Below are 26,238 nucleotides of genomic sequence, written 5' to 3' on the forward strand. Positions count from 1 at the left end.
AATTACCAATGTTTTTTTATTTAATAGGTAAAAACACGTAATTCACTACGTGTTTTTACAATGCTTAATTAAAAAAATGAGAACTTGAATTTTGCAAAAGCCACGGCTGTTAGAATAAACTTTCTAATTGCAATCACATGAATTTCCAAATAGTAACCTAAATAAATAGGTTTCAAATATTTGATTAAGATTATAACAAATAAATAGGAAAATTGTTGTTAATCCAAGAATTGATACAATTGCAATCCACATTATGCTATAAATCCTCTTTTTTTTATCAATGAATTCTACATCCTCATTGAACTCTTTATCATTATTTAAAATTCGGTTTATATCATCTTTATCTAATAAATCTGTGTATCTAATTTTTAGATTGTTATAGCTACTAACAAATCTCTTTCGTTGTTCTTTTAATTCCCATCGAGAAACCCAAAAATAAATTAAAGATCCTAATAAAAATGATAATGAAAGGATTGATGCGTCAACTGAAAATATACTTGTAAATTCTCCTTTCCCAAGAACTTTAATTGCTATGGCAGAAATGTAAAAACTAATTAGAGCCAAAGAACTTTTCTGAAATCCGCTTGCAAATGTTTCGATAATTTTATTTGCTCTATTATTAAAATCAATTAATTGATCAGAAATTTTATTTCTAATCTCTATATATTGTTTAATATTCTGCTTTTCGTAAACTTTATAACTAGATTGAATCGCTTGAAAAGGATTTCCTTGTATCTCTAATTCTCCTTTTTTTAAAAAATGAAGTGATATAATATTTCGTGCAAGCCCAATCTTATCATTTAAATTTCCTCCATTATATACCCATTTATAGATTTCAAAGTATTCTTCAATTTTATTAAAATCTATTTGATTTAACTCTATTATCCCTTTAATACTTTTATAACCATTTATTTTATATTCGAACTTGTTTTCGTTCAGATTTGTAATATCAAATAAATAAATAATAGAAAGAATAGTTGAGTATTTTTTAAATATTTCATTAAGTTTTACTAATGATTCGTCTACTTTATTTAGATAAAAATCATTTGGTATGAGTCTTAATTTATCACTTTGACTGAAATGACAAATACTTTTAAAGTTTTCAATTATTTCATTACGGTTTTCAAAAGCATCATTTTCATGATTGGAGTTTAAAGAATAAAATGAAATAGTTTTTGAATAAAAACTATTTATTTGATTAAAAACTTCAAAATTAATATTATTAGATAATTCAAAAAGTTTTGAATAACTACTGATAAATTCGAAAGTATTAAGCTTATTTAATGAACAAGTAAATGTTTCTAAATCATAAATTGTGCATTTTGAATCTTGAAAGACTTTATTGATTGTTAAAACAATATTTATTTCTTCATCTTCAAGAAATTTTGCTTCATTATCGAGTAATTGTTTGTATTCCTCGATTGATGAAGTATTACTGCTCTTGAATACGTTTGTATCTCTATCACCAAATTGTATTGAAATATGTAAGTTATCTCTACTTTGTAGAAATGATATTAATTCTATAATTGCAGGGATAGGCTTTTCATTATACTTTTTTGCAACAAAACTTGCTTCAAATACTTTATAAGATTCCTTTTCTTGAATTGGTGAAATTTCAGAGAAAAATGCATTTAGAAATCTGTCATAAAATTTCATTGATGTTTATTTTTAATTTTTTTTGAAATATTTGTAACCTTCTTCTGATTTTATACTTATATATTTTTCACCATCTTTTATTTCGGCAATAATAGTGTTATCGGCATAATCACCTTTAATATTTAGATCTATTTCTGGCGTTAGTTTTATTTTGTTAAGGAATTTTGCTTTTACTTTTTCTTTAATAATATTGAATTGATTATCAAAGGGGGCTCTCTTTTTAGCTGGTAATTCTTTAATCTTTGATTTAATGCCATCCACATCTAAGTCATGATTTTCGGGTAGATAATTGCCAATTGCATTATCTAAAAAGTGTTGCATTTCAAAACGTTCAGTTGCACGAAAGTATCGAACTACTGAATTTCTTATGTGTGTATAATCTTGTGGGTATTTTTCTTTTATATTTTTTGTGATTACATTGTCGATTGCTCCAAAAGCATTTTCAGTATTGTCTTCATCTGTTATTATCATTTCTAATTCTAAAAGTTCTTTCCACCAATATTTAGTATCGCTTGGATTCGTATCATAAACTAATATGCCTGAATCAGAATCGTCATCATTTAAATCACAAACAAAAGCTTTGAAAGCTTTCTTTTTTGTTGGCAGACCTTTTGAAAGAGTAAAATCCACTTCGTTTAAGAATTCATTATGATCAGCTTTACAAATTATGAATTTATTATTTTTATCTTCAGATATTTGTGCTTGAACGAATATACCTTTTTGAATTGTTACTTTTAGTTTATCCATCTTCTTTTGAGCATCTACTTCAACTTTAAGTAACCTTTCAGATATTACTTTAGAACAATTGTTAAAATCTTGACCATTGTTAATATTGGTTATTTGACTTCTAACCTCAGTTGTTTTTCTTTCAAATTTAAATTGTCTTCCACTACTACCTGAAATTATTGTTTCGAATAACTCTAAAAGATAATTATCTAATTCTTCTCCGTAAGTTTTTGAATCAATATTGCTAACTTCTTCTTCATCAATATCAATTTTGAAAATTTGAATTTTTAGTATTTCCATAAGTTTTTATAAAAAGGTTATTACAAGTATGTTATAAATGACGAATATTTTGGATGTCTGAACAATTGTTCAGTATCCGTTATTATCGGTTTGATATTCTTTATATCATTAGTGTTTTTAAGTGTCTGCATTTATTGTAGTTTCTAAGAACATAAACAATCATTGAGTCAGGATATTCAGTTTCAATAGTATTTTTTAGTTGTTCTGTGTATTTATCTGTAAGTGCAGGCAAGGTACTATTGAAAAAGTCATCAAAATTAGGGTAACTGTCCGCCCAGATACTTTTATTAATTTTTTGACAAATTATATGAGTAACAAATGAATTTCCATAACGAAATATACTTCTTTCTCTTCCGTCAGTTTGCCAAGCCAATTCGTCCATTTTTTTTGAAACATATCTGTATATCTTTAATGCCTTAATTATTTTTTGTGCAGAAGTGTTTTGGTTAAATAAGTCTGTATATGGTTGTTTTGTGACATCCTCCCACAATTTTCCTGATTCTTTTTTAACCATAGTTGAATAATCAACATTATCAAATAAAGATGCAAGACAAAATCCTACTTCTTCTAATAAGAAATTATTTTCATCTGCAACAACTTTTTCATTAGTTCGCTTATAGTGATACTCAATGTTTTCAAGTTTAAGTTCAATTTTAATTCTTGCTTGCTCTGTATCAAGTGAAACAAAATCTTTTTTCTCTACTTTGTTTTGAGTATTTGTTGCAACTGTTATTCTCTGACCAAAGCCCACCGGACTATCTTCAAGTGAAATAAATTTTACTGTAACTTTAACCTTGCCTAATTCGTCAGGATTGGTTGTGTGAAGCGAACCAATAGAACCAAGAGTTTGTGCACCATTAACAACAGAAATACCATTGCAAGTAAAAGCACCAATTGATTTGTCAGAACCACCAAGAAGTTTCTTTTTTATGTTTTCACACAAAATAGTTATCCCGTTGTTAAAGTAAATAAAGTTGTCAGGTTCTGTTTTAATTGTTTTAATAATTTCATCATTTACTGTTGATGATCCTAAAAAATTTCTAATATTTTCAGTAAAAAGCCTTCTTCCGTATTTTTCCCATAGGATTCCTAAATCAGTTCCTGTTATTTGTCCATAATAAGATTTAAAAGGTTCTTCAATATGACCCCAATTTGAGATAGTAATATCTTCATTTATTGGTGCTACACCAGCACCTATTTCTAAGCCTTTGTAAACTTTATCAATATTAAAGTCTGTAAAAAACAAAACTTCTTCAGTATCATTTTGTTCTTCTAAGAGATCATTTACAGAATCCCAATTATGAGTTGAAAGTTGTTTTCCAGTATATGCGAATAGTATTTGAATTTTTACTGTAGCATCGTCTAATGCTTCAAGAATTTCATCTTTTCTGTCGTTTATTTTTTTATTAAATCTAGAAAAGTCAGCATCAATTAATTTTTTTACACCTTTAGTGAATTTTTCTACATCGCCATTGTCAATTCCTCCTTTACCATTATCTATAAATTTTGACTGAACCAACCAAAGAGTTTTTGCAGATCTATCGAAATAAATTGCATCTATTCCATTGTCGTCAAAACCGTCAGTAATTGACAGGGCGGCGGTTTCTACATCAGCAATAGCTTCAATAGTCAAAGAGTATGCAGATAATGCTCTAGATAGAAAATTTTTTTCCTTGTCTTCTTCTGATATTTTAGGGTTTAAATCAGATATGTCAATTTTACCCTTGAACGTTTTGTCAAGATAATTCTTAATTCTGTTTACAATTAGTTTACTCATATATTGTTTTGTCAGTTATTTTATGGTGATTGTTTACGGTTTGTGCTTTGCGTTCGGGTGGGTTTCGAAGTAAAAACTGTCCGCCTGTACTAAACCTGAATAAAGGCTTAAATCTCCAAGTTTGCACGACAAACCTTGTTTTAGTTGTAAAACTACAATTTCAATGAATTTAGTTATTCTGTTTGAAATCAACTTTTGAAAATTTATTGATTATCAGCACTATACAAAATGTGTTTTTGAATTTTAATCTAATTTTTATTTTTACTAGTTGTGCTATAACTACACGTTATCAATAGCTTTTTAATCTTTAACTTCTTCAAAAACAATCTTATCTGCTAATATGTAGTCTTTTGGTCTTGTTAACGTAAGGAGTTCTTTTTCAGATTTTAAATTAGATTTATTTCCTTTCATTACACTTTCAATTGATTTTGTTGCTTCATTCATAAATATTGTCACATCAATAGTTTGTATGGTAATTAGATTTTTCTTAGTGAAGTCTTCTGTTTTATTATAAATTTTACCGCTTCCTTCGGCTTGATAATTAAACCCAACTTGTACATTACCTTCTTTAAATACCCTTGATGTCAATTTGTTAACATTAACCTTCCATACAAACTCAACTAAGTAACCTGCATCTTTTAGCGGTTTTGAAAACTTTAAAACTTGTTCGTAAAGAGCCAAATCTGTTAGAAAAGATTGAGCTTCAAGTGAATAATCTCTTAGCAGAATTACTTCTAATAAGTGTTGATTTGTAACTTTTGTGTTGAAAATTCCCAAAAACTTTGCGCTTGCAACTTCTTCTCTAGTATGCATCTTTTGGTAAAGAATATCATCAATAACAGTCCTTACTATTGTGCTATCATTTGGTTTAGTTATTTTAAGAATTCGAATATTCTTTTGATCTCCTGGTTTGTAATAAATAAGAGACCCTATATAGTCTTTAGCTGCGTAGTCTTCGTTGTAGGTTATAACACTTGAGTTTCTAAAATAACTTTGAGCCACATCCATTTCTGAACTAGTAGTAGTCTGAGCATTTAAGTTTGTCAAAAAAAGAATTGACAGACATAGTGTGATTACTTTTTTCATATTTGATTATTTATTTGGTTTTTTAAGGTTACACATTTATAATCATAAAAATTAAGATAGGTTTAAGCATGATTGTTTGATAGGCATTAAGTAAGAAGAATTTTTTAGGAGTGTAGTTTATACTCCGTATTAAAGAAAAGACTTCTTTTAATTTTTTGGATCCAAGTTTTGTTTTTACACTGTTTAAAAGCTAATTATTTTTAAAGTTGCTTTTATCGTTTATTTCCAAAACCAAAAACTATTCCCAGTGCAGCAACTAGATTACCATCTTTAGTGGTTGTGCCGTCGTAGTTTTTACCGAAAGAGAAAGTTAATTTTTGATTTTTGAGAATAGCATAATCAATGTTAAACATTAGACGCCAAGAATTGTCAGCTTCACTTTCTGTGAAATAACTTCTGTAGATTGCTTCTAAACTAGCATTTAGTTTTGCTTGTGATTCTCCTAGGATATATCGGAATCCAGTATCGAACGTGGCAACACTATTAAATTCGTTAATACTATTATCTAAAGCAAATATTCTTTCTGGGTTGTATAAGTACCTTACTATCCCTAAAAAGGCACCGGATTTTTCAGTAGTGTAACCCATTGTTGTCCAAATTCCAGCATTGTATATTTTGCCTTGGTCGAAACTTTTGTTGTAAAATTCGCCACTAATTCCACCGGCAATGTCCCAAGTGAATCCAGTTCTGGTAAGTTGGAATTTACTTGCTTCTTTTTTTATTTCCTCATCTATTGTTGTTATTTCTTTATTCATTTCACTAGTGCTTAATAAAGCTTCCATTTTTTGTTCTATTTCTAGATTCATTTTTTCAGCTTTTTTATTCAGCAATTCTATTAGTTTGAGGTTGTCTTCCGATTCGTCATTAAAATCGATTCCGTTAAAAACATCTTTTCGCGCTTTTTCTAGGTCAGCAATTTCCTCAGCCAATTTTTCTAGCGAGTTGTCTAGATTTTTATTCATTGCTTTTAGTTTGACTTCTTGTAAGTTTTTAATTTTTGCCAAACTTTTTTTGGTATCGGTGTCGTATTCTCCTCTATAAATAGAAAACTTGAATCCGAAACCGGCATAAGTGTTGTCTTTATTAAAGTTAAGTGAAGTTGAGTCCACATTTTTTATAGCGAATGATAGTACTAAAGATTGTGGAATTACATTTTTACCAGATGAAGAGCTGAGACCGCTTGTTGTAATGTCTCCTAAGTTTTTACTTTTTAATAACCAATAGGGTGCAATGTCAATGGCATAGTTTGAAGGAAGTTGTGTATAGCTATTTGATGCCGATTGAAGAGATACCATGAATTCAGACACGTCTGTTGGTTTATCGATTTCGCTTTGAGCAAATCCTAATAAGTTTGATGCAGGAGAAATAGGCGCTTTTAGTAAATCATATTCTTGAGCAGTATTCGGTGTTTGGTTATTATTTTGAGCAAAAGCAATTGTCTTTGTAAGTAAAATGGCAAGTAGAATTATTATTTTGTACATGATTGATTAGTTTAAGGTTTATAAAATTCAATAACAGCGTAATAATTAGCTGAATCTCCCTCGTTTTCAACTGTTTTGTACAAAGGATAGCTTCTAGCTAAAACTCCTCCAGACATTTTAATGTTTAGAAATGTCACGTTTGTTTTTCTAGAAGTATCTGTAATTGTGGCTGTTATTTTTAGGACTTTACCATTGAGTTCATTGCTTTTTCCTATTTCTAAATTAGATAAGTTTCCAGAATGATTTTCCAGAATGATTTTTCTACCTAATCGAACAGTTAGTAATGCTGTTTGCCCTTCTTCTCCCACAGTAATTTCGAGACTTACTTTTTTAGTACTATCGTTTACTAAATAAAGAGTGTTTAGGTTGGTTTTAGTGGCCATAATGTTTTGTTTATTGTTAGTATGTAAAAATAGGGTATAGGCTTTGTGTTTGAAATACGTGGAAATACTTAATTTAAGGGAGAAGGGAGAGGGGGGGAAGGGAAAAGGGAAAAGGGAAAAGGGAAAAGGGAAAAGGGAAAAGGGAAAAGGGAAAAGGGAGGGTGTTAAGTATACCGATTCCAAGAGGTTGTGATGGGCAATCGCTCGATATGACAGAAAGAAAGTTTTATGTTTACGACTGTTTAATAAATTAAGTTTAGTGATGGTTTATGTTTTAATTCAATTGACAATACTGTAGAATTAGTATTATTGCGTAAGTGTTTGTGAGTTAGATTACTATGCTTGTTTCCTTGCTACTATGTAGATTAAAACAGTCTTGTTCGTTTTACCGCATTTTTTGTACGTGTAAATACTTATTTTTTACTGATTTTGTATGGCTGATTCTTTTTTAGGTAATCTAACCAATGGGTTTTCAATTGATAATTAAGTATAAATACTTAATTAAAAGTAGTAAAAACACGTATTTTAATACCTATTTTCAGCCGATACTTTTGGTTTCATAACATTAACAAATTATTTATGAAACTAGATGTAAACACAGGTAGTATTATTACACAAGAAGAAGCAAAAGTATTAATTACAGCATTTAAAACTAAGTTTCCTCAAGAGGTGACTTCATCCTTTATTGGGGCTAATAATGTGAAAAATATTTTAGATCAAGAAAATTGTATTGGTCTTAAAATTCATAATGGATATGATGTTGAAAATGAAAGAATAAGTTTGATATTACTTGGGTTAGATGCTGATGGAAAAGAGATCTTGGAAAATGGAATTATTTATGATAGAATTCTTACTAGTCCTCCTTTTGGTTTTATTGAGAGTCTTTAAATCAAATAAAATTATTACTTTTGAAATAGGCCTACTTCTTTAGGCTTATTTCAAATTTTATTCTATGATATACATTTTCTCCATAACCATATTATATGGATTATTTCCTTTTTCTTTATACTTATTGATTAATAAAAATGATAATAAAATTAGAAATGTTATACCTTTTGTTATATTAGTTTTTTTATCATCAATTTATGAGTTCATATTTACATTAATATTGAAATTCGATGTAAGTTATTGGTTTTTAGTTTATTGTGTAATTTCGTTCTTAACTATATACTATTTTTTTAATACACTATTATATAAAACAATATTAAATGTTAATTTGTTAAGTCTATTATTGTTTGTTTTTTTGTTCATTAATTTATTATCTTTTTTTGAAATAAAAGATGTATTAATAACATGTTCATTACTTGATGGTTTTACAACTATTTATATTTTTATTTTTTCAATTTTATGGTTTAGAAAAATTTTTCAAGATTTAGAATATGAAAGTTTATTGTATTCACCTCAATTTTACTTTATTTCTGGATTAATTTTATATTACTTTGGTAATTTTTTTCTCTTTTTATTGTCTAATTTAATTAATGAAAGAGAAAATAAAATGTTTCAATATTATTGGATGCTAAATGTTGTTTTAAACTTAGTTCTACGAACATTATTAATTGTTGGAATATGGAAGGCGCGAGTGAAATAAAGTCGGTTTTTTGGATAGGGACATTTGTAATGTTGTTTTTAGCTTTTGGGCTTTTGGCAATGGTGTTGTTTTATCAGCGACATTTTGCTAAGATGAAGCAGAAAGAAACGGAATTGCTTTTGAAAACGGCATTAGAAAGTGAAAAGCAAGAGCGTCAGCGTATCGCTAAAGATTTGCATGATAGCGTGCAAGGAGATTTGAGTGCGATACGTAATTATTTTTTGTTGTTATCGCGAAAGATTCATGATAGTCAGAATCAATTTTTATTAGAAGAGACCAAAATTGCGTTAGAGCAAACCATTGAAAATACTCGATTGATTTCGTATAAACTTATGCCTCCTTTATTAGAGAATGGAGGCTTTATAATGGCTGTTCAAGATTATTTTGAAACCTTGAGTAAATCAACAGGTAAAATTTTTACTTTGCAACAACACTTAGAAGATTTTGTAGTTAATACTGCTATTGGATATGAATTGTTTAGAGTAGTTCAAGAGTTTACTTCTAATATGTTAAAGTACGGAACCATAAACGAATGTAAGTTGTTTGTTTATGAGACTGTTGAAGGTATTAGTTTGGAGTTAGTTGATGATGGGGTTTCATTTGATTTTAAATCGAGTTATGCTCAATCTAAAGGTTCTGGTTTGCAAAACATACAATCCCGTTTGAGTAGTATAGGTGCTAAACTTGTTCAACGTGAAGTTGCAAGTGGTAACCATTTTGTTATTTATTTACCTAAAGAAATATGATTAAAGTAGCTTTAGTTGATGATCATCAACTTTTTAGAAAAAGTTTGTCCTTATTGTTGTCTTCATTTGAAGGAATTGAAATTATTCATGATACTAATGATGGATTGGCTTTTTTAAAGTTTGCTGAAACAGAAGTCATTGATGTTGTGTTACTTGATATTCAAATGCCCATATTGGATGGTTATGAAGTATGTAAACGTTTGAAGTTGATTAATCCGGAAGCTAAAATTTTGATTATTTCTCAGCTTACTTCTAAAGAAGCAATACACCAAATAATGGAGTGTGGGGCTAATGGTTTTTTTACCAAAAATTCATCACCTGAACTATTGGAAAGTGCCATACGAAATGTAGTTGAACGCGATTATTATTTTGATGTTGAATTGGGTGCCGTAATTAGAGAGGCTATTTTATGGGAGAAAAAAGTGCATTATAACTTGGACTTGACTATACATGTTTCTTTAACCGCTAGAGAGATAGAAATCATTAAAATGGCTTGTATAGAAATGAGTAGTAAAGAAATAGGGGATAAGTTATGCATTAGTACTCGAACTGTAGAAAAGCACAGAAAACGCATTATGGAAAAAACAGCATCTAAAAACTTTATTGGTGTTATTTTGTATGCATTGAAAACTAATGCTGTAAGTTTGAGTGATATTTAGTTACTACAAAATAAAAAGTATGCGTTAAAAATAAATGGATTTTAAGTACAGTTATTTTTAATGCATACATTTTTTAGGATAGTGTCTTTTGTTTTATAAATTTTATATTTCAATTCATATAATAATTATTTTCTTAATACCATTTTGGATTGTTTTTATTTTTGTCTAAATATCTTTCTTCATCAACAGTAAAATAGATTTTACTAAATCTTCCTTTTTCTGTAAGAAGGCAGCATTCTTCCCTGTAATCAGGAAACCAAAAAGTCACTTCAATATCTAAATTAATATCAATCTCAATACTTGAATTATTTTTAATTTTTTCTATTTTTTCATTATTGTACCATGAAAAAGAGATTGAAGGCTTGTAATTTAGTTTAGGATATTTTTCTAAAATTTTTAAATTTGGAAAATCCAGAGTTTTAAAAAGCTCACCTTTATCATTAAACATTTTAATGTATTCACCTAGATATTTAGATTTATCCATTATCAATAGCGTTATTAAACTGAAATTTTTGTTTGGTAAACTAAGAATTATATTTTTATCCGAAATAGCAATACTTCGATCGTTGTACTTCCATTCTATTGATAAATATGTGTCAGTTGGTCCAAAATGTTTAGACCTATTGTAACCAAATTGCAGCACATCATGAACTTCAGTTGAAACAATAGAATTATTATCTAAATCTATGTAAATATTTTTTAACTCTTTTATCATAAATATTTTGTTTAAAGTCTTTGTATCAATTTCTTTATTCACAGGTTTTAAAATTTCATATTGTTGTTTTACAATACAATAGTTTATATATACCTCTTTTAAGAATTCTCTACTCGATGGTAGCTGGTCTCAATAGTAACTAAATTATTATCAATATTTACATCAATATTTTCTAAGTTTTTATCATAAGGTTCTATAACTCGCTAAAATTATTTTATTTATTAAGGTTATTTATAACTTTCCATCTCTTTTAAGTTTCATTTTTTCTAGAAGTTCTTGTTTGGTTTTTTTCTCTTCTGGGGTCATTAATTCCCACTCTAAAATCTCAATTTTTTCTTGATTATCATAATATTCATAAATTTTTTCTTGATTTTTTTTGGTGTAATTATTGAGTTCTTTTTCGGTCTTAAAAGATTTAAAAACTAAAGGATTTAGTTCTTCATTTCTTTTTTTTAGTTGATCTAACAATTGTTTTTTATTTTCCATTTTATTTTTCTTTTAATATTATCTCTGCAATTTTTTACTCATATCTAAAGGGTGTCTCGCTCCATATATTTACACTTTCTATAACAAACGTCGTTTTTGATTTGAAAAAGATTAAGGATATTTCTTGTGTAAATAAAAAGCAGTCATTTCTGACTGCTATAATTTAAACCCATTTATACGCTTTCATAAACGCATCATAATCATCTTGTATTTCTTTAATTTCGGATCTTTTCAAGGTTTTGAGATGGGCTTTTACAAGTTTAATAAGTTCTTTTTTCTTCTCTGAATTTTCTTGCTCCGAATCTTGCCATAATTCAGAAATTAATTTACCTAGGGTGATAATATGCCAATTTTTATAATTATTTTTAGCATATTCTATTGCACGATTTTCATTATATGAATAGTAAATAGAAATACCAACACCTTTATCAAATTCATCAAATTCACCTCTTTCAAATACTACTTTACAAAATTCTTCTGTTCTTGGGTGTTTTCGGGTACTTAATTCACTTAATGCATGAACTGCGTCATTTTCATCCCAAAAATTAATAAAAACATCTATTAACTCCTCATTTGTATAATCTTTAATTTTATTTATCATAACTTTTTATTTAACAATTATAGTCGACATGTAATATTTACCATTGGGCAATTTTACCCAGTATGTTTCTAAAATAATCTTGCCTTTTTGAGTTTTCAAAACCGATCTAATAAAATTGTTTGGGTGTGGTTGTAATTTATTAACGCTTTTGTTTAAATCTGCTAAAATCAATTCAAATAACTTTTTATTATTGGCGTCAGTATCTGGAAAGTTCATTTTTTCAAAACGTTCTTTTCTTGAAATGGCTTTTTTTGCATTCTTAATCAATACATCATTTAATTCTTTCAATCTCTCAGCATTAGCTGGATTTTTATCAAAAACTTTTCTTGCTGTTTGTCGTAGATTTCTCAATTCTGCTAATTCTTTTTCCAATTTAGCTAAATCTTCTACGCCTCTTACTTTTCCTCGGGCATACATCAAAATTTTATCTACCGGTACTAATGCTTTTCTAAAATTTACACAAAGAATCTCTACACCATTAGCCGCTATAATAATTTTTTCTGTTTTAAAATATTTTGCTAAAACCTGCCAACTGTCTAATAGAGCTTTATCGTAAGAACTCATCAGAAGTTTTTTATTTTCAATAAACCAATCTGCAATTTTTTTCCAAATGTTTTGAAGAAATTCTTCGATTGCTTTAGCTCCTTCTTTAAGTAATGATATGATATCGTCAATAAGTTTAAGAGCGGTTTCAGAGGTTTCTTTGCCTGCTTTTACAACAAAGTTAGAAGTTTTTGTTGTAGCTTGACTTACTTTTTCTAACAATTCTGTAGGAACAGCTGCTTTTTTAAGCTTGTTTATCACATTTAGAGGCTTGGCAAAAGCAGTAAATGGAATAAACATTGTTGCAATAAAAGCTATTACAAAACCAGTAAAATAAGCTATTTTATCCTGATTATAATCATTTTTAGTATCATCTTTTAGATAATTTATGACTTCATCATACACTTTACTAAATGCTTCAGTAACATCCTCTATTTTTAAATCACTTACAACTTTACAGAAACTATCAAAACGCTCTAAATAATCCTCTAAATTAGAGCCAATGTTATTTTGTAATTGCGCAATTTGTCCAATAAAAACCAATAAACCACCTATGAAATCAATTAAGCCATTCCAAACACCACATAATAATGCAACTTTTTGAGAAATTTGATTTTGTATATTGGCTACAATGACACCTATTTCAACCTCATCATATAAATTATTTATAGTAGTTATTACATATTCATTGTATTGGTATATTAAATTTTCAACGGAGGTTAATCCAAGATTTATATTGTTAACTAAAAAATCAGGAATTAAATCATTAATTTCTATTTTATTAGGGTCATTTACCAATGATTCTCTTATTTGTGATATTAGTTTGGGATTAACTGTTAGTGTTTCTAATATGTTTTCTCGTTTTAAAAAATAATCTGGACTACTTGTATTCCAAACGCTTTCTGGCAAAGACAAGTATTCGATAATACCTTCTCCTAACTTTTCACAAATCCAACCCAATGCTTTCATTGGTAATCCAATGTAAGCCATGAAATTGTAAAAGCCTGTTACAAAAATTCGTATGATTGAAGATTCTTCTTCATAAATACCATTTTTTATAAGTTCTTTTAAAATATTGTCATCTAAGCCAGTGTATTTTTTTAATAATGACTCTGAGCTTCTTTCGCTAGTGATGTTTATTAAATTGTTTTTTAAAACTTTTGAACCAAATTTAGCATACATTTTCGCTTTACTAACATCACCTGTGTTGTCCTCAATAAAAAAAAGAGCTTCATCATCAGCTACTTTACATTCATAGTAAGCTTGTTTAATTACTTCGCCTCTTGTGCTAGTATAAATTTTTATTTTATATAAATATTCATCTTGACCTGCCTGATAACCTTCAATATTATTTTTAGGATTGTAAACAGTAATTTCTTTAGGGCTAATGTTGCAACTACATCCTGGTTCTTGAACTAATGTTAAAGAATTTTTTTGGGTAACAATATTGTTTTTAAAAAATAATTTTTCAATTTCGAGGGAATTTCTTTTTAAATACTGCCATTTATTTTCTGTTAATGGACTTACTCCAGTTTCATTAAAAGAATTTTTATTTATTTGAATTTTTTCAAGTGGATTATTAATCACATCTAAATTGTTTTCATAATCTGAAAAATCTAAAATATTATTCATAGAGATTTTTTTAATATTAAACCTCCAGAGATAAAATGTCTCTGGAGGTTTTATTAGTTAGAATGATCCATTTAATGCAAATGTTATTTCAATTTCAAGAGTTTGATCATCTTCTAGTTCTATTGTTTGTTGTTTAGAACCTACCATAACTATATAGTTATTGTTTGCGTATTCATCATCCTTATCAATAATTAATTCATAAGTCCCTGCAGGTAAATTGTTTATTTCCCAGTCGCCATTCATATCATTAAAAGTTCTGTCTTGGATAGCACCATCTAATCTATTCAATTGAATTTTTGACATAATGATAGTATCACAATTAATTTTACCAACAATTCTTGCAGTTCTTGAATTACCGCCGCCAATTTGCGCATTATTAAAGTCAATTTGAGAAGATTGTGGAACTTCATTAGGGTTTTCAAAAGACTCCAAATCATCATCATTTGAAGGAAGCGCTTTTGTTACATTTAATCCTATACTTTGAGCTTGTAAAATTGTCATTGATGTTGGAATTCTTGTGGGCCAAGCTTTACCTACTTTTTCTCCTTCAGGTTTTTGAAGTTCATCTACAATAGATAGGAATAATTCATCTCCAATAACTGGTACTTCACCACCATTCCAAATTTGACCTGTTTGCATGTAATAGCGAACTGCTTCTTCAAAACCTGGTCTTACCGTTACAATTGTTCTTGCCATACCACTTTGCATAAATGCTTTAAATATATGGTCATGAGTTTGGTCATATTGATACATTTCTACCCAATTACTTCTTTTTCCCCAGTAGAATGGATAAAAAGAATAACTCATAATATCCCATTCAAAAGCTTGTTCCATAAACTTTACAAAAGAAGCGTAATCGTCTAAATCTGCATTTTGTTTTATAATTGCATTTGAGAAATTTAATTTTGAATCCGAATTGTTTTTAATATAAAAATCATTCCCGAAAGTTCGGTTTGAGTTAGGGTTATTTGAGATTAAATATGAAATACAATTTTTTCGTAAAATTGTATTTTCAATTTCTCTGTAGAATCCAGGATTTGTTCCTAAAATTTGAACTCCATTCGTTTGTTCTGTTGCCAGAGCTTCATTATACTTTTGTAAAGCATCTTCGTATGCTTCAATGATTGCGTTAAATGTTTCTTGTTGCCATTTCGTTTGCGCTTCAGAAGACAATTGACAATATACCGTAGCATTTATATTTCCATGAAAATGATTTGCCATAGTATATGAAAGTGGAATTTCATTTTTAAAACCCGCTAAAGTAAAAACATTCGTGTTTTTTTGTAAGCTTCTTGTAGCTGTAAAAACATCATTGTAATAACCTAATGAAACCATCATACCTGAATAAACAGCACTGTCATTATCACTTGATGCATTGTAAATAAGTTTTCCTGACGTAGACTCATAGCCTTCAGGAATTTTAATCATAACTTTACCTGAACTTCCTTCGTGTCTACCTATAGAAGTTCCATCATGAACTGCATTTATCGTTTCTCCAACAACAATATTGTTTTGAAGCTTTAAAGGTATTTCGACATTATATTTTCCTGACCAAAATTTTAGATTAATGTCATTTAACTGAGAATAATTTTCTAATTTATTAGATGTTGCAGTTCTCGGATCTTCTGGTTTTGTTAAAGTAGTAGCCTTTTTTTCATTAACAAGAGTTTCCATTGCAAGTTTATGTAATCTTGCTGGCTCAGGAATCATGAATTCAAACATTAATCTTTTACCATAATTAATGATTTGGTTTTTCATTACCTTGTCTACCCAACGATATACTCCAACTACATGTTTATCTCCTTTTCTATTGTCAAATCCGTGAGAATTATTTTCTTCAAACTCTTCAATGATTTTTTCAATACGCTCTTCTTTTACTTTAGTTACAATTCTTTCTAATGCGCGCTCTGTGATTTCTTTAGCATTTGTAACTGCTTGACGTGTACTTTGTTCTGTTGAATTATGTGTTGCAAAATTGGCATTTGCATTGATTATTAATTTTTCAGTTGGTTTATATGTAACTCCGACTCCTCCAGAAAGATCTTTACTATTAGCAATTACCTTGGCTACTTCACTTTGCATTTCAAAACGGTCTACAGAAGTAGTATCAGTAAGTTGCTCTTTCTCTGTTTCAGAGGATATCGTTTCTGTGATTTCACTTCTTCTTAGTCTACGGGTAGATTTTTCTTTGAACTCACGAGCCATTACATTCTCAATATGAGCCACTTCACCTTCAACATATCCGTGAATACTTTGTTCTACTTTATTGTAGTCAGCAATTCCAATTTGTTTTACTCCAAAACCAGATGGAACAAATACGTTTTCAGGAATAACAGTTGAATTACCACCAGGTGTGTTATTTCCATCAGTAAGTTCCGGATCTAAAATTTCTTCTGGAAGAGTTATGAAATTTTTATAAACTGAGTTTAATGAAAAATTAGTAATTAAGACAGTTGCCACTTTTCCATTAGCAAGTTGAAAGGAGATAGCTAATTCTTTTAAATCTGAAGTAATTCCATTCATGCTTAAATTAAGTAAAGCATCATAACCTGTAAAATGATTGACACTAGTTGATGAGTTTAAAATGAAAGTATCATCAAACTTTGTCATTTTGTATTGAACTGCATTAATTTTCCAAGAAGGATCAGGAATTCCTACCATGATTTGTAAGTATCTTGTAGAAGAATCAATAAAAAATGATCTAAGTCTTGTTTTTATTTCATATTGAAAAGGCTCAAGAGGAATTGTAGTATTTGGAACGCTTATTGTTGTTCCGCCAATTACAACTGCGGTGTTTCCATTATCTATACTATTATCTATAATTGTTTCATTTTCAGCATCAATTAATTGATTAATACCACTGTATACTGAATCAAATGATTCAAAAGTTATAGGACTTACATAAGCAGTTCGACTTAAATTATTAAATTCTATATTATTAGAATTTGTTTGATTTTTATTTAAATTCTGATATACCTCATAACTTTCAGCACTTAATTGTTCACTTATAAAAGTATCATCTAGCTCGTCAATGTATGAAAATTCAAATTCAGGAATTACAGGCTCAGGGACTAAAGGAGGTTGCTGACAAGGATCTGAAGAATCATAAGGAAGTGTACCTGAAGTTGGGCTTAAACTACACCATTCTTTCTTAGCTGCTTCAACATCTTCATTGTATTTGTCTACTATAGGTTTTATTTCAGCTTTATAAGTTTTATAATCTTTATTGAATTGTGCTTCGTAGGATTTTCTATAAACTCTTTCTGATGCTTCAAGTTCCATTTTTAGCTTTGTTAAAAGCCTAATGTTTTCTTGAGATGTAGCTTGCTTTTCTAAATTGTTTAAAATCGGAGTAGAAAAGTCTACTTCTGATGATAAATTAATCCCTTTAGACAATACGTTTATTTCTAATCCACCACTTTTATTATTCTCAATGAATAACTCTTTAGGTAAAACTACTTTAGCTAATGCTCTTTGTTTGAATGTGCCTTTTTCTGAGTTACAAACGTGGTATGCAACCAATAACTGCATTACAGTTTCTTTTGCATAAAAATCTTTTTGTGTAATTATTTGATAAAAAAGATTATTCCAAATAATTATGAGATTTAGAGATTTATCAGTAATATCTGCTACACGAATACTGATTTCAGTTTCTTTCGCACGGTTTTTATTTTTTGCCAACCAAACAGAAAAATTATATAATTCTGCGTTTAAATTTTTTAAGCCATCAGTATCTAATGCACTTTCAGAAAAATCTAACGCTTCATTTTGTAGTGCTGACATTTTTGTAGTTCCTTCTGGTAAGTTTTCAACGGCTTCGTTAAACACTCCTTTGTTCTCCAAACTTTGAGTTATAAAATTAGGTTTTGTTTCGTGGTCAGAATTTAATTCTGGTGCTTTCATATTCACAAAACGAAAGAGTGTGCTTTTGATTTCGGTGTCCATTTATTGTTAATTTTTAAGTTATTAATTTTCCAAATTTATATGTATGAAAGTCTATACTCAATTCGTATTTATACTTCTTTTGATAGGTATTATTACTCTTTTATAAGGCCTAGTGCAATCAGTTTTTAAAACTTTTTTACGTGAATAATAATTACGTGTTTTCACGTATTGAAAGTCAGGATTTACTCTATTACTTTTATTTTTTTAAATTTTGACTTATGGAAAACAAGTATGGTTTTATGAAATTAACTCCAATTGAGTTTGAAAATTGGATATCAACTATTCGAGTTGGGAGAACTATATTAAAAATTCAGCAACATCATACTTATATACCTAACTATTCTCATTTTAATGGTTCTAATCATTTTGAGCGTCAATTGGCTATGAAGCAATATCATACAGTTCAGAATGGTTGGCAAGACATTGGACAACATTTTACTATTTTTCCTGATGGGAGTATTTTAACTGGACGAAGTTTAGAAAAATCACCTGCTTGTATCACTAATCAAAATGCTCATTCCATCTGTATTGAGAATTTCGGGAATTTTGATAGTAATGGAGATAAAATGACTGATGCCCAAAAGGAAAGTATTTTAATTGTTACTGCAGTTTTATGCAAGCGTTTTAATTTACCAGTTGATTCTAATTCAATAGTATATCATCATTGGTTTCGATTGGATAATGGATTAAGAACAAATGGTGGCGTAAATACTAAGTCATGTCCTGGAACTGCTTTTTTTGGAGGTAATAAAGTTGTTGATTTTGAGCAAAATTTTAAGCCACTGGTAATTGCAAAACTAAATGGAACACTGACTAAAACTGATTTAGGTTTTGTTTTGCGTTTCGTTTGTGTTACTGCTTCAAAATTGAATGTTCGTAGTATGCCAAATGCTACTAGCTCAATTGTTAAAGAACGTCCAAGTTTGTCTATGGGAGCCATTTTGAGAGTTTATGAAATACAAGATGGATGGTATAAAATTTCTTCTTCTCAATCACATTGGATTTATGGAAAATACACTAAAGAAGTAAATAGAGCAGAGGTAAGTACTTCTACTTTGAATGTTAGAACTGGACCAGATGTAAAATTCATGAAGCAATATAGTATTCAAAAAGGTGAGATTGTTTTTGTTTTTGAGGAAAATAATGGTTGGTTTAAGATAGGTTTAGAAGATAAATGGGTTAGTGGAAAATATTTAAAGTTTTAGATAATTGAACTATGAACAAAATTGGAATTTATATCTCTGGATTAGGTCAATCTTTTCATCAAGAAAACGTGTTGAAATATGCTGAGCGCTTTAAAAATGAACTATTATTTAATGAACGAGGAACTTCTTATGATTTAAAAAGTGAAATTATTACTTATTCAGGTAAGAATACTTCTAAGGTTGTTAGAGTAGTTAAACAAGGACAAGAAAGTGATGAAGTTATTTATACCTTTTATGAATTTGAATATCATCAATTATTGACTGAGCGATTCAATAAGCGTAATATTTTATTGAAAAATTTACTACTTTTTTGGTTAGTGTTCAAAATGTTACCACAACTTTTGAAACGTGTTTTTGTTCATGATCATTATAACCGTCCTTACCTAACATTTTATGCATTTTCGATTTTGGTTTTAGTATCGTTAGCGGTTCTTTTTTTAATACCAGCTTCAATTGATATGGTAAATGATTTTCAAGTGGCTAAAAAAGCATTGGCTTTTATAGAAAGTTCTACAGGAAACTTACCAAATTATATTAAAGAAGCTTATAAATGGACGGTACCTTTGACTACTTTTGTTTTACTTGTAATTCCGGAATCGAAGACAATTGTCACCTCAATTGCTACTGAATTTGCTTGTGCTGACCAATATTTAAATGATGGAATACAGAGTCAGTTGATTTCCGGTAATTTGGATTTGCTTGTTGAATATATTTCTGAAAATGAACCTGAGTCTAAAATTCATTTTCATTGTTATAGTTTTGGTTGTTTGATTGCAACCGATTATTTATTTCCTTTAGGCACAATGCCTTCTAAAAACGCGAAATTATTAACTGATGTTTTAGTTACTATAGGTAATCCATATGAGTTTATTAATTCATATTACAATAGCTATTTTAAGAATCGAAATTTAATAATGGAACAGAAAATTAAGTGGATAAATATTTATTCGATTTCAGATGCTTTATCTTCTAATTTTAGAAATGATTCTACACGAGGAGAGGCTTTGAATGGCATTCGAGATTCTTTATTAAAGCCAATTAATTTGAATTATGAAATCTCTCCAGACAAATCTCAACACTTTTTTAATTTTATTACAATGGATGGTATTCGTATGCATCGTTTGTATTGGGATACTGAGACTAATGGTCAAAGTTGTCTTCGTATACTTTTTGATAAAATGGTTGAATTAGAAATTATTAAGCATGGATAGTAGGAGTTTACATCATAGATTAAGTACTAATTTGGGTATTTTAAAAAACAAAATTGAATTAGAAAATGCTTCCAATAATTTAAGTTTAAATATACTATTAGAATCAACTTTTCTTGATATATTGAATTTGATTTACGGTTTTAACTGTTCAAATACGAATTCACGAAAGTCTAATTTTGCTGGTATAGATGGAGTTGATGTTGAGAATAAAATAATGGTACAAGTAACATCTACATTCAGTCTTGAAAAGATAGAGAGCACAATAAAAAAAATAAATGATAATCAATACTATGATTCTTATAATCGTTTAATTTTTATTATTCTAAAGGATAGTGGAAAAATTAGAAATGAATCTAAAGAACGGATTAATAAACTTATTGATGGTAAATTTACACTTGATTTTGATAATGATATTCTTTGTGTAAAAGATATTTCTCGTTTGCTGATAAATGAAAATGATCTATATAAAATAAATGAAATTAATAAGTTATTAGAGTCTGTTTTTCTAGATGTCAATTTCAGTGATAATTCTGATTTAATTGGAATTTCTTTTCATGAAGAAGAAATTATTAATGTAAGTAAACTTTCTCAAATCATAATTGATTTGGGTTATAAAATTGTTGTAGATTCTAAAGAATTATATCATAAGCTTGTAAAAGAAAATTCAAACCATAGTTCTTCAATTTTAGTTTTTAATTCTAGAATTATTCGTGATAACTTTAAAAAGTTTATTCTTATTGTTTCCAACTCACACATTAAAGACACTATTGATAATTCAAATCCAAATTCCGATATTTTTAAATACTTTGATGAGAAAGGGGCAAGACCCTTGTCCTTACTTTTTAGTGATTTTATTTATCCAATTTCAAATAGAAAATATAAAACACCAAGGTCTGTAAATATTTTAAATCATGGTAAAATTGAACATTTAATAAAAGATTGTTTAAAGCCAATCTCCGTGCTTAAATATAATTTTGAACATATTAAACAGGTTCTTCAATCATTATTTCCTGCACATAGTTTTAGAACAATTACCAATGATGAAGAAAAGCATTTTTGTATATGTAATTTATCGTATAAGAATTCTGTTATAAATTTTTTAATTTTTAGTCATGATTTTAAGAGAAATGAAGTTTTAAAGCAATTTGATGAGAAATATTTAAAAGGATACTCATCAAACTTAACCATTTTAGTTCCTAAAGATTATAATCAGCCAACAAATTTGAGACTAAAATACATTAAGGATAAATATAAAAATCGACATGAAGTTCATTTTTTAGATGAGTTTTTGTATGAAGAAAGTTTAAAAAATATTCGTCAAGATCTATTTCTTACTAATGAGGTTTTTATTTCTCCATATTTTAAGATTGATAACGATTTTGAAAAATTAGATGACATATTCGAATGGTTAAAAAATGATGAAACATCAGTAGCATTTATAATAGGACCTGGTGGGGATGGAAAAACTACAGTTTGTCAAAAAATTCATGATGTTATTATTAATGATTTTGATAATAATATTGTTATTTTTTTAGATGCTCAATCCTATATTGAACAAATTAAGCAAAGGGATAGAGTAGATAATTGGCGATTTGATTTACAGACTGTATTTGAAATATCTAATACAGAAGTAGGTGATTTAGATATTAATACTTTCAAGTCCAATTTTGCATTCGGCAACATTACAGTAATTATTGATGGTATTGACGAAATTATTTCAACATTGCCTAATTTTAGTTTGGCTGATTTTTTAGCTGATTTTACAATTCTTGAGGAAACTATTGGTAAAGGTAAATTAATTATAAATTGCAGAGATATTTATATTAATGAACTTTTGTTTTCAGATAATGAGTTTCAAAAGAGACATAAAATTTTTAATCTTTTAAAATTTAATAGAGATTTAGTAACAAAATATTTTAAAGAGTATTTTAACAATGATGCAAAAAAGGTAAATGATTCTATAAAATTGTTAGATTATTTTTATGAAGATATAAATGGTGAAGAATTTATCTATTCTCCTTTTTTATTAGAAATAATATCCAACATAGTTGAAAATAATTTTGATTATGATGAAATTGAAATATGCTTTGATTCAAATATTCTAGTTAAAAAAAATAGTAATGATTATTTAATTTACAAGATTTGTAAACGTGAAATTGCAAAAAAAGAAAATCATGGATTTACTATTGATGTAGATGATTATGTTCGTTTATTAGGATTGATAGCTGTTGAAAAGAATGGCGTTTTTAATGATGATGATTTTTGTTTTTTATTAAAAAAATTAAATATTGATTTGAATTCGGAGCGTGTAAAAAATAGTTTAAGGGATAATCCATTCTTCTATTTGAAAGATAACAATTATCATTTTAGATTTGATTTTTATAAACTCTTTTTCAAGAATAATGTACTTTATTCAAAATTAATTTCTAGCGATTCTTTTGATTTAACAGACACCTTTATAACTGTTATTTCTAAAGAATTGAAATATAATTCCTTATTATTTGGAGGACTTAAAAATAAAATTAAAGATTCAGATTATAGCTTTGATATTATACTTTCAAAGTTTAAAAATTTGATAGATGAAATTAAAGTTTACAATGAGAAAATATCAAATCACGGCTATGAATTTATAAAGCAAAAAGCAATAAGTAATATCATCATTTTCTTAAATGAGATAAAAAGCAAAGATTATACAATTACTGATATAATATTAATACTATTTTCGGATAAAGAATTTAATCGCGAATCAATTATTCCGATAAATAATTTATACTTAATAGAAATTCCATCTAGTTTAAAAATTGAAATTGACTTTCGCAACATGTATATTTCAAATTCAGTTATAGAAAGTTTCTCTAGTTTTTTAAATTGTAAATTTAATGATTCCACATTTTTCGATAATACTTGTAAAATTAGTAATATTCAACACAATGATTTTGATTTAAAAAAATGTTCTGCTACAAAAGATAATTTTGATGATTGTATAACTTTAAATGACAATTCTTTATATGCTGCCTTAAAACTTGCTCAATCAGGAGGAGAAGATATTGTAGGGTTTTTAAGAAAATACTTTAGAACTTTTTTAAAAGGAGGTAGGATCGTTGATAACATAAGTATTAATTTTTTGCCAAAGAATATTTTACATTCTGTAGATTTTGACTCTTTAAATACAATTTTATTTAATCATTCTATATTAATTTCTATTGACAAGTCTAGTATATCGATAAACCCAACTAAAAAAGCAAAAGTCTTAAAATTCATTAATCAAAATATGACTTTTTTAGAACTTAATCAAGTAATAAAACAAATACAAAAAAGCGAAGTAAATGGAAAAGTATAAAATATTTAATACTCATACCCATATTTTCACCATAGACCATGTGCCTAATAAATTTGGTAAACGTTTGATGCCATTAGGTTTGCATCATATTATTACCATGCGATTAGTAAAATGGTATTATAAAAATTTTACTTCTAGAGGCAATTATAATTATAAAGTTTTTAGGAACAGGTTAACGTCTATAAAGTATGGTATTAAAGAGTTTTTTAGAAAAACTATAGTTATTCATCTTTTATTCGGAATATTATTTTTTATTTTAGGATGGCTTTTCAAGATTATAGTTAATTTTTTCAAGTTAGAAGTTGTATTTAGTAAATCGACAAGAGAAACATTTAAAAGATTTTTGACTTTAGGCCGCTATTCATTATATCAAGATCAGTCTAAAATTTTTGATTTGCTTTCCAAAAGTTATGATTATGATACTCGTTTTGTTGTATTGTCAATGGATATGGATTTTATGGAAGGAGGAAAGCCCGCTAAGCCTTATCTTGAGCAATTAGAAGAATTGCGATGTTTGAAGTTGCGAAAGCAAGAAAATTTGCTTCCTTTTTTATTTTTGGACCCGAGAAGAATAGCTGCTACTCGGAATGATGTAAAGCATAAAAATTATGAAAATTATGCAAAGCATTTATTGCACTCACAACAGTTTGATGGAATAAAACTTTATCCAGCATTAGGCTATTATCCATTTGACAAAGATTTGATCGAAATGTATCTCTTTGCTCAAGAAAATGAAATCCCAATCATCACTCATTGTATAGAAGGAACTGTATTTTATAGGGGTAAGAAAAAGTCGGAATGGAATCATCATCCTATTTTAAAATACAATAAGAAAGGTGGTATTTATGAGCCTATTCCTTTACCTCAAAGAGAAGGGTATGAGTATACAACCAATTTTACACATCCATTGAATTATCATTGTTTATTAAATAAGGATATGTTAAACACTTATTTAGGTAATTCTCCATCTGAAGCTATAGATTTGAGTAAATTAAAAATTTGTTTGGCTCATTTTGGAGGGGAAGATGAATGGAAAAAGTATTTGAATGATGGTTGGAATAATTACAATAAAAATATTACTCATGATAGCGTTGCAGATTATCATATGAGAAAAAACACATTGAATCACGGTAATCCTAGAACTATTTGGTGGAATGCTAGTTGGTTGTCTGTCATTTATGATTTAATGGTTGAATATGATAATGTTTACGCTGATATCAGCTTTATACTTCATGATGAAAGTTTATTTCCGTTGCTAAAGTTTATACTTGAGGATGAAAAAGTAAAGCACAAAGTTTTATTTGGTTCTGATTATTATGTAGTAAGTCAGAAAGATACCGAGAAGGATTTGCATTTAAACTTGAGAGGTTATCTTGGAGAATCTTTGTTTGAGTTAATAGCTAATACTAATCCAAGAAAATTTTTGAGTACTAAGTTTAAGCAATATTAATTTTGAATATAGGTCATATAGTCTTTCAGGTGATAAAGTTCGATTAGTTGATTTGAATTTGTTTCTATTTGTTTGATTTTAAACTTTTGGATATTATTGATTGCTAAATCTTCACCCAAAAGATGTTCTATAATTATGTAAATTGATTGTTTTAGCTCTGGAATGTTTTTGTAAGCTAAGTAGTTTTTTATCCAAATAATGATTGTTATTTTTCTTTTTTTATGATTCCATTTAATCGGAGTGAAGTACATTTCACTAATTTTTAATTCCATTCCAAAAAAACGAAATGGATTGTCATTTCCAGATTCATATTTCTCAATATTTAATGTAGGTTTTAATAAAGCGGTGATTTTCCATCGTTCGATTTTTGGTGCATGTCTTACTATTTCAAAAGCATTTTCATAGGCTTCTTGATTTCCATTTGCAGTAATAATTAGTTCGCCTTTGTTCTCTTTGGTTTTGATGATTATATCTAAGTTTTTATCGTAGTCGTGTAAAAGACTTGTAACTTTATTAAAATTAATTTGTACTTCTTTGTGAGTAATTTCAAGTATGAAAAGGAATATGAAATTATTTTTTTGGAAGTGGTTCCAGAAGTTGGTTATTGTTTTCATTTTGTTACTTGTTATTAGAACGCGGATGAAACGGTTTCGCCTAAGCGAAACGCAGATTTAAACGGATTTTACTATTAAATGTTCTCGATATATT

At 28.1% G+C, this 26,238-nt stretch carries 19 protein-coding genes; 7 read left to right on the plus strand and 12 right to left on the minus strand.

What is annotated here, in order from left to right; all coding sequences use genetic code 11:
• Nucleotides 1-123: 123 nt before the first annotated feature.
• The 6 genes from LOS86_RS06705 to LOS86_RS06730 form a co-directional block, all read right to left on the minus strand.
• A complete protein-coding gene (locus LOS86_RS06705; protein ID WP_231843844.1) occupies nucleotides 124-1,656 on the minus strand; it encodes a hypothetical protein in 1,533 nt (510 codons plus the stop codon).
• Between the two features lie 12 nt (nucleotides 1,657-1,668).
• Nucleotides 1,669-2,682, minus strand: a complete 1,014-nt coding sequence (locus tag LOS86_RS06710; RefSeq protein WP_231843845.1) for a hypothetical protein — start codon at nucleotides 2,680-2,682, stop codon at nucleotides 1,669-1,671.
• A gap of 100 nt (nucleotides 2,683-2,782) precedes the next feature.
• Entirely contained in the window at nucleotides 2,783-4,459 is a 1,677-nt protein-coding gene (locus LOS86_RS06715) for an AIPR family protein (RefSeq protein ID WP_231843846.1), read from the minus strand.
• 300 nt (nucleotides 4,460-4,759) lie between these two features.
• Nucleotides 4,760-5,545: a hypothetical protein gene (locus tag LOS86_RS06720; protein WP_231843847.1), complete on the minus strand. Its 786-nt coding sequence runs from the start codon at nucleotides 5,543-5,545 to the stop codon at nucleotides 4,760-4,762.
• Nucleotides 5,546-5,757: 212 nt separating this feature from the next.
• Nucleotides 5,758-7,026 (minus strand): hypothetical protein, encoded by a 1,269-nt coding sequence (locus tag LOS86_RS06725; RefSeq protein ID WP_231843848.1) that lies wholly within the window; start codon nucleotides 7,024-7,026, stop codon nucleotides 5,758-5,760.
• Nucleotides 7,027-7,037: 11 nt separating this feature from the next.
• Nucleotides 7,038-7,409 (minus strand): hypothetical protein, encoded by a 372-nt coding sequence (locus LOS86_RS06730; protein WP_231843849.1) that lies wholly within the window; start codon nucleotides 7,407-7,409, stop codon nucleotides 7,038-7,040.
• Between the two features lie 579 nt (nucleotides 7,410-7,988).
• On the opposite strand from LOS86_RS06730, the gene LOS86_RS06735 reads away from it, so the two are divergent.
• The 3 genes from LOS86_RS06735 (at nucleotide 7,989) to LOS86_RS06745 (ending at nucleotide 10,402) form a co-directional block, all read left to right on the plus strand.
• On the plus strand, nucleotides 7,989-8,297 hold the full coding sequence (locus LOS86_RS06735) for a hypothetical protein (protein ID WP_231843850.1): 309 nt from the start codon (nucleotides 7,989-7,991) through the stop codon (nucleotides 8,295-8,297).
• Between the two features lie 678 nt (nucleotides 8,298-8,975).
• Nucleotides 8,976-9,743 (plus strand): sensor histidine kinase, encoded by a 768-nt coding sequence (locus tag LOS86_RS06740; protein ID WP_231843851.1) that lies wholly within the window; start codon nucleotides 8,976-8,978, stop codon nucleotides 9,741-9,743.
• Entirely contained in the window at nucleotides 9,740-10,402 is a 663-nt protein-coding gene (locus tag LOS86_RS06745) for a response regulator transcription factor (RefSeq protein WP_231843852.1), read from the plus strand. Before LOS86_RS06740 ends, LOS86_RS06745 begins: the two co-directional genes overlap by 4 nt.
• 133 nt (nucleotides 10,403-10,535) lie before the next feature.
• Here the strand turns inward: LOS86_RS06745 and LOS86_RS06750 are convergent, their stop codons facing one another.
• The 5 genes from LOS86_RS06750 to LOS86_RS06770 all read right to left on the minus strand — a co-directional run bounded on the left by LOS86_RS06750 (nucleotide 10,536) and on the right by LOS86_RS06770 (nucleotide 18,324).
• Nucleotides 10,536-11,117, minus strand: coding sequence for a hypothetical protein (locus LOS86_RS06750; RefSeq protein WP_231843853.1), 582 nt, complete (start codon nucleotides 11,115-11,117; stop codon nucleotides 10,536-10,538).
• A 231-nt stretch (nucleotides 11,118-11,348) separates the two neighbouring features.
• A complete protein-coding gene (locus LOS86_RS06755; protein WP_231843854.1) occupies nucleotides 11,349-11,603 on the minus strand; it encodes a hypothetical protein in 255 nt (84 codons plus the stop codon).
• 163 nt (nucleotides 11,604-11,766) lie between these two features.
• Nucleotides 11,767-12,204, minus strand: a complete 438-nt coding sequence (locus LOS86_RS06760; RefSeq protein WP_231843855.1) for a hypothetical protein — start codon at nucleotides 12,202-12,204, stop codon at nucleotides 11,767-11,769.
• Between the two features lie 6 nt (nucleotides 12,205-12,210).
• On the minus strand, nucleotides 12,211-14,379 hold the full coding sequence (locus LOS86_RS06765) for a hypothetical protein (protein WP_231843856.1): 2,169 nt from the start codon (nucleotides 14,377-14,379) through the stop codon (nucleotides 12,211-12,213).
• Between the two features lie 57 nt (nucleotides 14,380-14,436).
• On the minus strand, nucleotides 14,437-18,324 hold the full coding sequence (locus LOS86_RS06770; RefSeq protein WP_231843857.1) for a hypothetical protein: 3,888 nt from the start codon (nucleotides 18,322-18,324) through the stop codon (nucleotides 14,437-14,439).
• A 218-nt stretch (nucleotides 18,325-18,542) separates the two neighbouring features.
• Here LOS86_RS06770 and LOS86_RS06775 point away from each other — a divergent pair, with 218 nt between their 5' ends.
• Genes LOS86_RS06775 through LOS86_RS06790 form a run of 4 tightly spaced genes read left to right on the plus strand, consistent with a single transcriptional unit; the run spans nucleotide 18,543 to nucleotide 25,530 of the window.
• Nucleotides 18,543-19,529: an SH3 domain-containing protein gene (locus LOS86_RS06775; protein ID WP_231843858.1), complete on the plus strand. Its 987-nt coding sequence runs from the start codon at nucleotides 18,543-18,545 to the stop codon at nucleotides 19,527-19,529.
• Between the two features lie 11 nt (nucleotides 19,530-19,540).
• Nucleotides 19,541-20,740: a hypothetical protein gene (locus tag LOS86_RS06780; protein WP_231843859.1), complete on the plus strand. Its 1,200-nt coding sequence runs from the start codon at nucleotides 19,541-19,543 to the stop codon at nucleotides 20,738-20,740.
• On the plus strand, nucleotides 20,733-24,080 hold the full coding sequence (locus tag LOS86_RS06785; RefSeq protein ID WP_231843860.1) for an SMEK domain-containing protein: 3,348 nt from the start codon (nucleotides 20,733-20,735) through the stop codon (nucleotides 24,078-24,080). Before LOS86_RS06780 ends, LOS86_RS06785 begins: the two co-directional genes overlap by 8 nt.
• On the plus strand, nucleotides 24,067-25,530 hold the full coding sequence (locus LOS86_RS06790; protein ID WP_231843861.1) for an amidohydrolase family protein: 1,464 nt from the start codon (nucleotides 24,067-24,069) through the stop codon (nucleotides 25,528-25,530). The genes LOS86_RS06785 and LOS86_RS06790 overlap by 14 nt, the downstream gene beginning before the upstream one ends.
• Here the strand turns inward: LOS86_RS06790 and LOS86_RS06795 are convergent.
• Entirely contained in the window at nucleotides 25,527-26,144 is a 618-nt protein-coding gene (locus LOS86_RS06795; RefSeq protein WP_231843862.1) for a hypothetical protein, read from the minus strand. The genes LOS86_RS06790 and LOS86_RS06795 overlap by 4 nt on opposite strands.
• Between the last annotated feature and the right edge of the window lie 94 nt (nucleotides 26,145-26,238).

The sequence above is a fragment of the Flavobacterium cyclinae genome (genome assembly GCF_021172145.1).
In the GTDB taxonomy this organism is placed as follows: domain Bacteria; phylum Bacteroidota; class Bacteroidia; order Flavobacteriales; family Flavobacteriaceae; genus Flavobacterium; species Flavobacterium cyclinae.

What these genes read in the sequence shown, in the direction of transcription:
- LOS86_RS06705 (WP_231843844.1), bottom strand. Translation starts at nt 1,656, where the DNA reads ATGAAATTTTATGACAGATTTCTAAATGCATTTTTCTCTGAAATTTCA.
- LOS86_RS06710 (WP_231843845.1), bottom strand. Translation starts at nt 2,682, where the DNA reads ATGGAAATACTAAAAATTCAAATTTTCAAAATTGATATTGATGAAGAA.
- LOS86_RS06715 (WP_231843846.1), bottom strand. Translation starts at nt 4,459, where the DNA reads ATGAGTAAACTAATTGTAAACAGAATTAAGAATTATCTTGACAAAACG.
- LOS86_RS06720 (WP_231843847.1), bottom strand. Translation starts at nt 5,545, where the DNA reads ATGAAAAAAGTAATCACACTATGTCTGTCAATTCTTTTTTTGACAAAC.
- LOS86_RS06725 (WP_231843848.1), bottom strand. Translation starts at nt 7,026, where the DNA reads ATGTACAAAATAATAATTCTACTTGCCATTTTACTTACAAAGACAATT.
- LOS86_RS06730 (WP_231843849.1), bottom strand. Translation starts at nt 7,409, where the DNA reads ATGGCCACTAAAACCAACCTAAACACTCTTTATTTAGTAAACGATAGT.
- LOS86_RS06735 (WP_231843850.1), top strand. Translation starts at nt 7,989, where the DNA reads ATGAAACTAGATGTAAACACAGGTAGTATTATTACACAAGAAGAAGCA.
- LOS86_RS06740 (WP_231843851.1), top strand. Translation starts at nt 8,976, where the DNA reads ATGGAAGGCGCGAGTGAAATAAAGTCGGTTTTTTGGATAGGGACATTT.
- LOS86_RS06745 (WP_231843852.1), top strand. Translation starts at nt 9,740, where the DNA reads ATGATTAAAGTAGCTTTAGTTGATGATCATCAACTTTTTAGAAAAAGT.
- LOS86_RS06750 (WP_231843853.1), bottom strand. Translation starts at nt 11,117, where the DNA reads ATGATAAAAGAGTTAAAAAATATTTACATAGATTTAGATAATAATTCT.
- LOS86_RS06755 (WP_231843854.1), bottom strand. Translation starts at nt 11,603, where the DNA reads ATGGAAAATAAAAAACAATTGTTAGATCAACTAAAAAAAAGAAATGAA.
- LOS86_RS06760 (WP_231843855.1), bottom strand. Translation starts at nt 12,204, where the DNA reads ATGATAAATAAAATTAAAGATTATACAAATGAGGAGTTAATAGATGTT.
- LOS86_RS06765 (WP_231843856.1), bottom strand. Translation starts at nt 14,379, where the DNA reads ATGAATAATATTTTAGATTTTTCAGATTATGAAAACAATTTAGATGTG.
- LOS86_RS06770 (WP_231843857.1), bottom strand. Translation starts at nt 18,324, where the DNA reads ATGGACACCGAAATCAAAAGCACACTCTTTCGTTTTGTGAATATGAAA.
- LOS86_RS06775 (WP_231843858.1), top strand. Translation starts at nt 18,543, where the DNA reads ATGGAAAACAAGTATGGTTTTATGAAATTAACTCCAATTGAGTTTGAA.
- LOS86_RS06780 (WP_231843859.1), top strand. Translation starts at nt 19,541, where the DNA reads ATGAACAAAATTGGAATTTATATCTCTGGATTAGGTCAATCTTTTCAT.
- LOS86_RS06785 (WP_231843860.1), top strand. Translation starts at nt 20,733, where the DNA reads ATGGATAGTAGGAGTTTACATCATAGATTAAGTACTAATTTGGGTATT.
- LOS86_RS06790 (WP_231843861.1), top strand. Translation starts at nt 24,067, where the DNA reads ATGGAAAAGTATAAAATATTTAATACTCATACCCATATTTTCACCATA.
- LOS86_RS06795 (WP_231843862.1), bottom strand. Translation starts at nt 26,144, where the DNA reads ATGAAAACAATAACCAACTTCTGGAACCACTTCCAAAAAAATAATTTC.